The organism is Kaistia defluvii, assembly GCF_040548815.1.
Lineage (GTDB): Bacteria > Pseudomonadota > Alphaproteobacteria > Rhizobiales > Kaistiaceae > Kaistia > Kaistia defluvii_A.
Map to the genome: position 1 here is coordinate 183,825 of NZ_JBEPSM010000003.1, position 11,916 is coordinate 195,740.

The following is an 11,916-nucleotide window of genomic DNA, read 5'->3' on the forward strand; positions in this document are numbered from 1 at the left end:
TGGGCGGGCCGGATGGGTTGGATTTTTCGAATGATCAGGCAGGGCGTGGATTCTGACCGCCGCCCTGCTTTTGCGGGATGAGCAGATTGTCTCGCCGGAGGTTCAGTGGATTGTTGTCGAGGTGAATCGGCAAGGGCTGGAATCGCTTCCGTTCGACCACGAGATCCGCGATTGCCGGGCGGAACTTCGCCGCCCTACCGGATCTGCCATAAATGGCGACGTAGCAGGAACCGTCACGCGCACGGGCCATACGCCATAGTGGGCTATAGCCTTGCGCTATAATGCGGTTGAAGTCCTCCTCCAAAAGGAGCGCCTTCTCCCCACGCAACAGCGTTACGATGACGATATGATTTCCATCGGCATCGATCGTGCGCAGGATCGGGTTGGCTTCAGTCAGGATTGCCAGCAATGGAGGCCCTCCCTTCCCGGCTTGCGGTCCAGGCAAGGACGAGCGTCTGCTTTGACATGGAGAATTTGCTCCAGCCGCGCACGAACGGCTGCCAGCGACGAGACCGCAAGGTTAGAAGCGAGCAGTGAAGAGCATGGACAACGGTCGATCTGGGCAGCACCGGGTAGACGGCCACCAGAGCCACGAAGACCTCGGATATGTGAACGATCAAGAATGGTCTCGATGCGTCCAGTCTCGGATTAGATAGCGCAGTGCCGTCGAAATCGTGGCTCGCCCATACGGAAGAATGGCGCGGCACACCGCATCGAGCATCTGGAGTTCTTCGTCAGCAAGACGCAGGGATATGCGTTCGGTAAGTCTGGGGTTTGGATTGTAGGGCATATTCTTTCTCTGCAAACATGAAGGGGAGTGGGAAGCGATGCATGTCGTTGTTCGACAAAAACCGGACAGGGGCTCGCATCGATGTCGCCTCTCTAGATTTGAAGGGTTCGGTAGAGCGGGGTCCGTGGGCACGCAACCGCTGGGAACCAGGGAGCGAGAGCGAACAACAATCGGCCGTCCAATCCGCCGAATGGATGACCACGAATCGAACGAGGGGCTCGGCCCCTGTAGCGGACCGCAAAGGTGGTGACCGCTCGGACCCTCGGCGTATCGTCAGCGATCGGTAGCCTTGGTGAAGCAATACGGCACCTGACCGACGAACAGATATCGAGAGGATGTATGTGCGAGGCTAACGGGAGCGCTGCAATGATGCTGCCGCGCTGCTGGACGCTATCGGGCGTGGATCGCAAGCGCCTCTGGGGACTGCTGGCCCGAAGACGTCCGTCGTGCGGCGACACGGAAGTGTCAGCGCCCCCCATGGATCATCGATCCTGAAACCTGGAGGACGACCCTACAGATGGAATGGATGAGGGGTAGCTGTTGTTCTAGATCGATATGTGCTGAGAAATCTCGGGATTGATCTTATCAATCCCTCCATTCCTCTTTATACAGAGTATCACTCTAGAACACTTTTCGTAGACCATCACGCTCAACGTCTCGTGCAGATGAAGGCCACATGACGTCTACCTAATGTTCGTCCTTAATGTATCATCTCAAACCGTAGGGGGAGAGCTTCTCCCGTATGGAAGGGATAAATCTCACTCGTACGTTCCTACTCGTAGTGTTCTGCCTTATGTCGGACTCTGCGTCGGTCATAACGTACACATAGTGGTTACATTACGTACGCCCTCCAACTCTTATCATCCCCCCAGATGGAAGAAATAAATGGAGTTTGGCTTGCGAGTCGGTCGGCCCCAGAGCTGGCGTCAGCGTAATGCTGGGTCAGTACATCGAAGGCGCAGAAAGGCCGTCCCTGCGGATACCGCAAGGCAGCAATCGAGGCTCCAGACCAAGCGCCTACACTCAATCGGCTAAGCCCGACTCTACGTGCCTTTGTAATAGCTCTCGGTCCTCGTCTTTCCCCTCGGCGGGAAGCCGCCTGAGGTCGGGTGCCCTCACGGCTCCCAAGATCGTGGAGTAGATCAGGTGATCGATCCTGATCATACAAGCGCGTCATCGACTAGCCGGACTCGCGCGGGTCGCGAATATCGGATCCAGTAGGCAATGCCTGTTGATTGCCAAGCGGCGACTAGGCGCTCTTGAGGGCGCGATAGACGCTCATCCGGGATATCTTGAGGTCGGCTGCGATCTTGGTGGGGCTCTCTCCCGCATCGTGGCGCGCTCTGATCGTGCCTACTGGCATCTTCGCCTCCCGCCCCTTGTAAACGCCAGCTTTCTTGGCCTTCTCAATGCCCGCCCGCTGGCGGTCGGCAATGAAGGTGCGCTCCATCTCCGCGACCATGCCAAGTACCGTCACCAGAATGCGTCCGGTGTCAGTGCCGGTCGTGAACTCGGGCTCCAGGACACGAAGGGCCGCTCCCTTGGCGTCCAGTTCATGAACGAGGTTGAGGACGTCCCGCGTGGATCGTCCGAGCCTGTCGAGCTTGACGACCACAAGCTCGTCACCGGGGCGGATGAAATCAATCAGAGTCGCCAACTCATCGCGCCTTTCGCGGCTCTTTCCGCTAACCTTTTCGGAGCGCACGAGATCGCATCCGGCCGCGCTGAGCCGGGTCATCTGGGTCTCAAGATCCTGATCATGGGTCGAGACGCGAGCGTAGCCATAGCGGGCCATAAGGTTCTCCGAGTGTCACATTAGGATGCACCCTGTCGCTATGTCGTAACATTGATATAAAATCAATCCTAATGTGACGATCCTCGCGTCACATCCACGTGTAACGCTGGAGTGCACCCAAAAGGGTCATCCACCCTTGGCGGTTTGGGTAGCTGGGCAGGTGGCACCATGTAGTCACGCCAAGAGCGCGGCAGCGTCGCAGCATCTTTTTGGGGGGGCAGGACAACGGGGGAGGCAGGGGGGCGCTGCCCATTCAACTGGGGGGAATATCCCCCTGCAAATACCCCGCAGTTTTTTGAGACTGGTTCGCTGGCGGGCTAACTCGTCGCTCTTTCCAGCATGAACATTATTTTGGTCGGGAAGGGCTTCGCAGACTCGCGGTGCGGATCGCCCAAGCGGTTCCTCGTTGGATCGATACCACCCAGCCCAGAAACCGGTTTGTGATCCTTGGCAGGTGTCCTAATCAGGAGGCGGGACAGGGCACACGGGGGGCTAGAAATGGCGCTGACGCCGCACGCATTCATCGCAAGATGGCAGAATTCGCCGATCAAGGAACGGGCGGCGGCACAGCCCCACTTTCTGGATCTTTGCGAGATGCTGGGCGAGCCAAAGCCGTCTGATCTGGATCCAACCGGCAAGGATTACGGTTTCGAGGTCGGGGCCAACAAGACGACGGGAACGCCCGGTTTCGCCGATGTGTTCAAGCGCGGCCATTTCGCTTGGGAGTACAAAGGAACCGGAGCCAACCTTGACGACGCTTTTGCGCAGCTTCAGCGCTATGCCGTCGCGCTCGATAATCCGCCGCTGCTGATCGTCTCGGACATCGGGACCACGATCCGCATTCACACCAATTGGACCAATTCGGTCTCCAAGCGCTACGACATCGCGATTGCCGATCTTGCCGACCCGGTCAAGCGCGGCTGGCTCAAGTCGGCCCTGTACGATCCAGAGGCGCTGAAGCCGTCCAAGACGCGGCAGCAATTGACCGAGGAAGCGGCGGGCGAATTCGCGGTACTGGCGCGTTCGTTGCGCGAGCGAGGCCACGATCCCGAGCAGGTCGCCCACTTCATTAACCGGCTTGTCTTCTGCATGTTCGCCGAGGACGTGAAGCTGCTTCCTGAGGGCCTGTTCACGAAGATGCTGGAGCGGGCGCTGGATTACCCGGCCGAGTTCGAAGATTTCGCCCGCGACCTGTTCGGAGCCATGACGAAGGGTGGCAGGGTCGGCTTCGAGAAGGTGAAGTGGTTCAACGGTGGTCTCTTCGATGGCGACCTCGTGTTCCCCTTGAACCGGGACGAGATCCAGATCGTCCATCGGGCGGCCAGCCTGTTCTGGGGCGACGTGGACCCCTCCATTCTCGGAACGCTGTTCGAGCGTGGTCTCGATCCCGACAAGCGCAGCCAACTCGGTGCGCATTATACGGACCGGGACAAGATCATGCAGATCATCAATCCCGTGATCGTTGAGCCGCTGTTCGCCGAGTGGAGCGCCGCCAAGGCCCAGATCGAGGCGCTCATGGCCAAGGCACTGGAGACGAAGGGTGCACCCGCCACGAAGGCCCGGAACCAAGCGCAACTGGTGCTGGATCAATACCTGCAACGGCTTGCCGACTTCCGAGTGCTGGACCCGGCCTGTGGCTCGGGAAACTTTCTCTATCTCGCCCTGAAGGCCCTGAAGGATCTTGAGCATCGCGCACAGGTCGAAGCGGAGACCTTGGGCATGCCGCGCCGCTTTCCGCAGATCGGTCCGGAAGTCGTTCACGGCATCGAAATTAATCCGTATGCCGCCGAACTGGCGCGGGTGTCGGTCTGGATAGGTGAAATCCAGTGGATGCTGCGCAATGGCTTCTCTGCCACCGAGAACCCCGTGCTGAAGCCGCTGGATAATATTCAGTGTCGCGACGCATTGATGACTTGGGAGGTTCCGGGTGATGGCTCTGAGGGCCGCTGGATCGAGGCGGTGTGGCCCGAGGCGGACGCTATTGTTGGTAATCCGCCATTTCTAGGTGGCAAACTCCTGAGGGCCGAGTTGGGTGATGTCCAGGTCGGACGATTGTTCACGCTCTATGCCGGGCGGGTGCCAGCGGAAGCGGATCTTGTGATCTACTGGTTGGAGAAGGGGCTGCAAGCCATCGACGCCGGTCGAACGGAGCGGGTCGGTTTCGTTGCGACCAATTCCATCCGAGGTGGAGCCAATCGCCGTGTTCTGGACAGGATCGCAGACGGACCGGGTATTGTGGCCGCTTGGGCTGACGAACCGTGGACGGTGGAAGGTGCCGCCGTTCGGGTATCAATGGCGGTCTATGGTGAGCGGCGGAACGGAGAGGACATGCGGCTGGATGGACACTCGGTCCAGCGGATCAACTCGGATCTGACATCCTCTGCCCACGATTTGACCAAGGCGAAGCGATTGCGGGAGAACCTCGGGGTTGCCTTCATGGGCGATACCAAGGGCGGAGCCTTCGATGTGCCGGGGGATGTGGCGAGGCAATGGCTGGCGCTTCCACTTAATCCCAACGGCCGAGGAAATTCCGATGTTTTGAGGCCATGGGTGAATGGGCTGGACCTCATGCGCCGCCCCCGCGACATGTGGATCATCGATTTCGGATGGGAGACGGATGAAGGCGACGCTGCCCTATACGAGGTCCCCTATGGTCACATTCTCGCGGCTGTCCGGCCTGTTCGCGCATCCAATAAGCGAGAGGCCTACCGTCGCCTATGGTGGCGGCATGTTGAGCCCCGGCAGGGGATGTGGAAGCGACTTCGCCCCCTTCATCGGTTTGTCGTCACCCCCACGGTCGCGAAGCATCGGCTGTTCGTCTGGGAAGCCTCTCCGACAATCCCCGATCACCAACTGATCGCCATTGCCCGCGATGATGGCACCACGTTCGGTATCCTGCACTCTCGCTTTCACGAGCTTTGGGCCCTGGGGCTGGGCACATGGCTGGGGGTCGGCAATGATCCAAGATACACGCCAACCACCACTTTCGAGACTTTCCCGTTCCCCAAGGGGCTGACGCCAGATATCCCCGCGATGAACTATGCCGACGACCCGCGCGCCACCGCCATCACCGTAGCAGCAGAACGCCTCAACGCACTTCGCGAAAATTGGCTCAATCCCGCTGACCTTGTGCGGCGAGAGCCGGAGGTCGTCCCCGGCTACCCGGATCGCATCCTGCCGGTCGATGATGCAGCTGCGGCAGTGCTGAAGAAGCGGACGCTGACCAACCTCTACAACCAGCGCCCGGCGTGGCTCGACAATGCTCACAGGGCCTTGGATGCAGCCGTCGCAGTGGCCTATGGCTGGCCCGATGATCTGACCGATGACGAAGTTCTGACGCGGCTGTTCGCCCTCAATCAGGAGCGGGCAGCGCAGCAGGACGCGGCGGACTGAAGCGAGGATGACCTCCTAGGGAGAAGCGAAAACGTGTCGTGAGCCCTGTGTCACGCGCACGCCGGTTATGCGAGATCGAGACGCGCGCGCCGTCGAATAGCCGCCGGTCTGATGTGAAGATGGGTCGGTCTCCCATGGGGCCTCCATAACGATCGATGGTGCGCAGGATCGGGTTTGCTTCAGTCAGGATGACCAGCATCGAAGGGCGCTTTCCATCCTTGCGGTCGAGTCAAGTACGGGCCTCACCATCTGAGATGGCCATCTGGTCAGGCGGCGCGCGGATGGCTGCCAGCGAAGCCACCGCAAGGCTAGAGGCGAGCATTGAAGGGATGGAGGAACTGACGAGCGGAACACGCCGGTCAGACAGCGACCAGCAGTGCTATTTCACGCTCGATGGCCAATCCCAATGGTTAGTCGAATAGAGACAGGGACTAGCATCCGAAAGTGGCGCTTCGAATTGATGGTGTTGGACGCACCCTTCTTTCGCAGCTCACGGTGCTTTCCGCTCCGTGTTCGGGTACGTCGTGGCCGTATTGCCTGACAACTCATATTTTTGGGGTGTTCGACGTAAGGGCGAAAACCAATAGAGAAGACCTGAGTCGACCCTATACCCCTAAGCGATCATTGAGTTTTCACTCAGAGATAGTTCATTAAGAGGGAGGTATATGAGTGTGTATCTGATTTAGTTCGATCATTCCGCTGATCTCTGACACGTCCCCCTAGTTCACATGTCGTTTCCACAACGTGCACGATATGTATAACGTTACGTACACCTTTTAGGTTTTATCATATCCCTCAGATGGGCGTAATTAATCGTCTTCTACCTGAAGGCGTACGGATAGAGAGGAATATACCAGAAGTTGCGTTAACATGAAGATGGGACAGAAGTGGTCGGTTGGCACACGTCCGCTTGTCTTTGGTTGGCAACGTTCGCTCGTTTCGGCTCCCACGATGACTGATTGCGCTCCGTAAGAGCCTCGCGGCCCTTGGGGAGCCCGTTCTAATGGCACCTATCTGGCGCGCAATAATCGCTCGATGGGTTGCGTCATTTTTCGCGGTGAGCTTTCGAGAAGAGCGCGAGACTACCCTTCCGCCTTGCCGACGCCCTCTAGCGCCCTGTAGACGCTCCCACGGCCTATCCCTAGCGCCTTGGCGATCTCAGTCGGCGTCTTGCCCTCGGCGTTCAGCTTCCTTGCATCGTCGGCTTTGAGTCGCGCAGTCGGCTTGCGTCCAAGGTATTTGCCTTCGGCCTTGGCCTTGGCGATTCCCTCGCGCTGGCGCTCCAGCATCATCTCGCGTTCGAACTGGGCGAAGCCGGAAAAGATGTTGAGAATGAGCCGCCCGGTGGCGCTCTTGGTGTCGACCGTCTCGCCGCCTAGGTTTAGTACCCTGAGGCTGACACCCTTCTCGTCCAGCGCCCGCACGACGTCCCAGAGGTTGATCGTAGAGCGAGCCAGGCGATCGATCTTGGTCACCACCAACGTGTCGCCCTCGCGGACGTATTCCATCGCCCGTTCTAGTTCAGGCCGCTTGCCCACGGACGACGCTTGTTCAAGGAAGAGCTTGACGCATCCGGTCGCGAGAAGATCGCGCCGCTGGGCTTCAAGGCCCGCCTCCTGCTCGGTGGTCGAGGTCCTGCCATAGCCGATGAGGTGACCGATTGAAGGATGTGTCGTCGTCACGTCGTCGCTGCCCAGAGTGTCCAAAAGGTCTGAGCATGAGAGTCAGAAGCGTCCATAATGTCAATATCTATCCTAATGGACGCACTAAGTGCCGGTACGGACACGTCCGTTAGGGCGAGGTCCAATGGACATCAAAGGTGTAGCCATCGGATCATTCGTGCAATCAACAGTAACGGATAGGCTGCATTATGGGGGTCGAGGGCGGGGTATGGGGGACAATAGCAGTTGCGCGCGAATGAATATCTGGCTGGGGATCGGAGCCAAAATTTTAGAGTGTTTTTGGTCGACGCGCGAAGGGGCTAGTCGAACCGGAAACCAAACAATCCTGCTGCTACGTCTGCATCGGACAACAGCGGGTCACAAACGGCGGATTGCCGATCGAACGAAGGGGGAAGCGGCAAGCGGTCGTACACGTCTGAGTTCAGTGTGACGATGTACTGGCCAGCGAGTTCGTCAGCAGCCTCCTTGCCCAAAACGAGTGCCTGAGCAACCTGTCGCTCGTCCACGCCGTCAAACAAATGGCTGTCGTGAACGAGGAACTTCGGGCCGCCGTGTTCCGCGTTGCTGCTCTTGAAGAGTGCATAGTCGAGGCAAAAAATCTCTATCTGCGAAATGCCGCCACCACGATCCCCCTCAATCTTGATCTCGAAAGTGGGTCCGTTGTCTTCCACGCCAATCTCAAACGCGCCGCTGCGATCATCGTACAGTCGTTCGATGGCTTGCCCAACGAACAGCACGGCCCGGTCCAACCGCTTCTGACGGGCCCGATGGTCATCCTGAAGGCGGCGCTTAATGTTGGCCCGGTCGATCTCCAACTCGGTGTTCTTACCTTCCAAAACCTCAGCAGCCTTGTATCGTTCACGAAGCGCCGACAACTCTGCCTGTTGCCCCGACACTTGTACTTGGAGAGCTACAAGGTCCTCAAACGCGCCGAACCCGGCAAGCTGCCTGAGGATACCGCTTCGCTCCTCGTCAAGTTCAGCCGTCTTGGCATCGGCGGAACCGATTTGTTCCTCGATGACTGCGCTCTCGGCCTCGAGACGTTTTTTGCGGTTCGCAATGACGGATTGATGAAAGGCCGACACTTCCTCAAACCGGCGCACAGCAATTTCCGGCAGTTCCACACCTACGGCCCGATACATTCGGTCAACCGCATCTTCTTGTGGTGGCTTTTCGTCAACCAATGCGCGACGTAGGTGGTCGAGTGACTGCTTGAGCAGTACCTTTTCTCGTTCAAGTCCGAGCATCTCGGCACGCAACGCCGCTGCGCGGTCAGACCACTGCTTGTAGGCATCAAGTACGCGAAACTCGCCGACGTTGCCTTGCAACTGCGCGACGGAGGCTTCCAGCTTCACTATCTTAGGTCGGAGCTCTGCAACGGTTCCGATGATCTCTCCGACAGCGCCGCCCTTCGCCGCCCTTTTTAGCTCGGTGAGCTGCCGCTCTTGCTGGCGAACCCCCTCTAGTGCGGACGGCACCGACCAATCCAGTCCAAGCAGGTAAGACAAGGCAACTTGAGTGTCCCACGGTTGCTGCTTTTCTGAACTCGCCTGAGGGTGCAGGAAGCCTCCCTTGCGGCGGGCGAAGTACGAGACGAGCGAGCGAAAGCTCGGAGAGTAGGAGGCGTCGTACGCAGTCCCTTTCGTGGGGAACGGAAGTCCAAAAAAGTAGTGGCCGAGAGTCGCCTTCCAGTTCTCATTGGAGACGTAGTGCCCACGAACCTTATCGACCTTCATAGGCAGTTGAAGGGCCTCACCGTCTTCCTCCCGTATCAGGATTTTGGACGCATCAGATGCCGTGCGCCCGACCTGAACCTTTCGACCTGCCAGCAGGAAGGTGCCATAGAACACATGATGGGCTAGCTTTTCGTGTGCCGCCAAATGGTTCTTGGCGGAGCTTCCAAGCAGGAAATGTAGAAGCTCTACCGTACTGGACTTTCCGGCGCTGTTCCGGGTCTTTCGCTCGTTTGAGCCCTTAGACTTATGCGACAAGAGTACGTTCATTCCGCCCCTGAATAAGAGCGGCTTGAAGCTCGGGAGGTCGCTTTCAATGGACAGGATCATTGCGAACCTCAGCCCTAGAAATGAGCCCATCAACGAGGTTCAGGGCGGACACAGCGTAGAGGAAGGTCAGTGATTGGACAAACTCGTCATAGCTGATCGGAGTGGCGGCGGCGCTTCGTGACCGTGCCTCCCTTACCCGCTCCCACACCTCTGAGACTGCACGGGGCTCGGCTATCGCTGCAATTATCTCTGCGCCAATGCCAATCAGCGACCGTGATGGGGGTAGATGCTTCGTGGGAAGTATCATGCCGACACCTTCGATGGGTCGTCCTCGAAAATGTCACATGCATCGAAGAGGTAGGCCAAGAGCGCGTGAGCCGCGACTTGTCTAGATGCAGTCACAGAGCCTATGCCCGTCAGGCGTTCGTATAGCGCGTCCATGATTTCGCCAGGCTTGAGACCTTCATGCCTCAGCGCCACATAACGCTCGGAGAAACTTTTGGCTACCTTGTCGCCCGTGGTGGCTTCCGGGTGTCTCTCAAAGTACTCCCGAACATATGGCTCGTTCAGTGAACCTGCGGTGATAAGGTGAACCCAATGTGGCGGGAGCTTGTTGAACGAGAGCTTGTCTGCTGGAACGGGCTTCACAGTCGCGGGCTGTGCGCTGCTCGCCCCAATGGCTTGCATTAGGGCGTCAACGGCCTCACGCACGTCGCTGAGGTTGAGATTTCGACTATCCTCTGCGGTGGCCGCAGGTCCCAGCAGATAGAGTAGGTCGGCTGGGGGCAGCGACAACACGATCGATTCTAGGCCGGCCGGACCGACGAAACCGAATGTTCGGGTTGGATTTGCCTTCTTTAGCGCCTCCAGTTCCTCAACAGCCGTGACGGGTAGCCCATCCACCATGTTATGGCCGAAGTGCCATTCCTTCATGATGGATCTCAAGTGGCCGTCGGCAAGCGCGTAGTCAGCGGAAATCTTTCCGGTCAAAGTCGTGGAGTTCACCGCCGCGTCCTGCAGCTTTCCAAAGCATTGATATATGCGCCCCGTTGAAGCGAGATAGCCGTCGCATCCCTTATCGCCAACTGAGCCAAACGGACGCACGCGGACGAAATCTGCTCCATGCTTCTTCTCAAGAACAGTCGAGAAGAAGTCCTGGAATGCGGTGCCGAAGACACTTCGGACCTTCAGATTGAAGATGACCTTGTAGTGATAAAGTTGCAGCGCGTCCATGTGCCCCCCCAGCACCCGACACTAGGACCAACTGTCCTCCAGACGCCATCCCTTTCGGTAGGCAGATGACAGCCTATAGTGCCGACCTCCCCCCGATTGAAAAGCAGTCCGCGCGTGGCAACAGTACCTTCCATGCGCCTCCACCATCGGCCACGCGAGCGGGGTACGGGGGACACGCTCGGCGCGCGCTAGCCTTTGTGTGTGTAAATCGGAGGCCAATTTTTGCCCCCCCCCCCCCGCGTACTCATAACGCTCACCACAATGCTTCTGCTGACTGCCACGACACAAGCTCATGAGGTCAGCGGGGCGAGGACATCCCCCAAGGCAACCCCAAGGACTGGATCGAAACCTCAAAGGCCATGAGCTGCACCACGTCTACTGCAACCGCTAGCTGGTCGCCTACGTCCTGATCGCCAATGGCGTAGAGTTCTGGATGGACACGGAAGGGAACCTGAAGGAGAGGGCTCGACGCCCGCCTCCGCCAAGCGCTCCGTGTAGCGGATGCTGACGTATTGAGCGCCCTGTCGGAATGATGGACAAGGCCGCCGCGATGGACGGGCCGTCGCTCATGCAGGGCCTGCTCCAGCGCATCGAGCACGAAGCTGGCATGGGCCGTCCGCGAGTCACGCCGGAGGGTGGGCCGAACGGCGAACTCACCTTCTTGAGTTGGATGTGGCGGGTGGGTCGCGGTCGGCTCGCATTCGACCCCAACCAATGTACTAAAGAAGTGTACTAAAGCCTTGACGACGATTCATCGTAAGTTATTGATTCTAAAAATTTTATTTGGTGTGTCTTGGGCTCCTCCCGCCCAACCCAGCCTACTCTGTGGACGCTTGCGTCTGCTCGACGCGAGGCGATCTGGTGTGTCGGGCGACATCTTGGGCGGGGTGACAGCCGGACCGCAATGCGAGTGGTTGACAGACTCCCACAACACTCCCACAAATGGCGATGACCGATGCGGGAAACGTAGGTTCCGCTTGGGATTAGTAGCGGGAGAGTCGAATCCAGGTTCCCCAGTCA

At 58.5% G+C, this 11,916-nt stretch carries 7 protein-coding genes and 1 pseudogene; 1 reads left to right on the top strand and 7 read right to left on the bottom strand.

All coding sequences use genetic code 11. From position 1 onward, the window contains the following. Positions 1 to 34: 34 nt before the first annotated feature. A complete protein-coding gene (locus ABIE08_RS17730) occupies positions 35 to 409 on the bottom strand; it encodes a hypothetical protein (RefSeq protein WP_354553118.1) in 375 nt (124 codons plus the stop codon). Between the two features lie 1,630 nt (positions 410 to 2,039). Further along, positions 2,040 to 2,585 carry a recombinase family protein gene (locus ABIE08_RS17735; protein WP_354553119.1) on the bottom strand — a complete coding sequence of 182 codons (546 nt, stop codon included), beginning with the start codon at positions 2,583 to 2,585 and terminating at the stop codon, positions 2,040 to 2,042. A 498-nt stretch (positions 2,586 to 3,083) separates the two neighbouring features. Here ABIE08_RS17735 and ABIE08_RS17740 point away from each other — a divergent pair, with 498 nt between their 5' ends. Next, complete coding sequence (locus ABIE08_RS17740; protein WP_354553121.1) at positions 3,084 to 5,978, top strand: class I SAM-dependent DNA methyltransferase; 2,895 nt, start codon at positions 3,084 to 3,086, stop codon at positions 5,976 to 5,978. A gap of 1,082 nt (positions 5,979 to 7,060) precedes the next feature. Here the strand turns inward: ABIE08_RS17740 and ABIE08_RS17745 are convergent. From ABIE08_RS17745 to ABIE08_RS17765, 5 genes and pseudogenes are all read right to left on the bottom strand, one after another. Next, complete coding sequence (locus tag ABIE08_RS17745; protein WP_354553123.1) at positions 7,061 to 7,660, bottom strand: recombinase family protein; 600 nt, start codon at positions 7,658 to 7,660, stop codon at positions 7,061 to 7,063. Between the two features lie 299 nt (positions 7,661 to 7,959). Further along, a complete protein-coding gene (locus tag ABIE08_RS17750) occupies positions 7,960 to 9,723 on the bottom strand; it encodes an ABC-three component system protein (RefSeq protein WP_354553124.1) in 1,764 nt (587 codons plus the stop codon). Beyond that, the gene (locus ABIE08_RS17755; protein ID WP_354553126.1) at positions 9,707 to 9,970 is read right to left on the bottom strand and encodes an ABC-three component system middle component 6; all 264 of its coding nucleotides are present in this window, start codon (positions 9,968 to 9,970) and stop codon (positions 9,707 to 9,709) included. Before ABIE08_RS17755 ends, ABIE08_RS17750 begins: the two co-directional genes overlap by 17 nt. After that, positions 9,967 to 10,896 (bottom strand): ABC-three component system protein, encoded by a 930-nt coding sequence (locus ABIE08_RS17760; protein ID WP_354553128.1) that lies wholly within the window; start codon positions 10,894 to 10,896, stop codon positions 9,967 to 9,969. Before ABIE08_RS17760 ends, ABIE08_RS17755 begins: the two co-directional genes overlap by 4 nt. 458 nt (positions 10,897 to 11,354) lie before the next feature. Further along, positions 11,355 to 11,524 (bottom strand): annotated as a pseudogene (locus ABIE08_RS17765) (IS3 family transposase); the annotation flags it as partial. Positions 11,525 to 11,916: the final 392 nt, after the last annotated feature.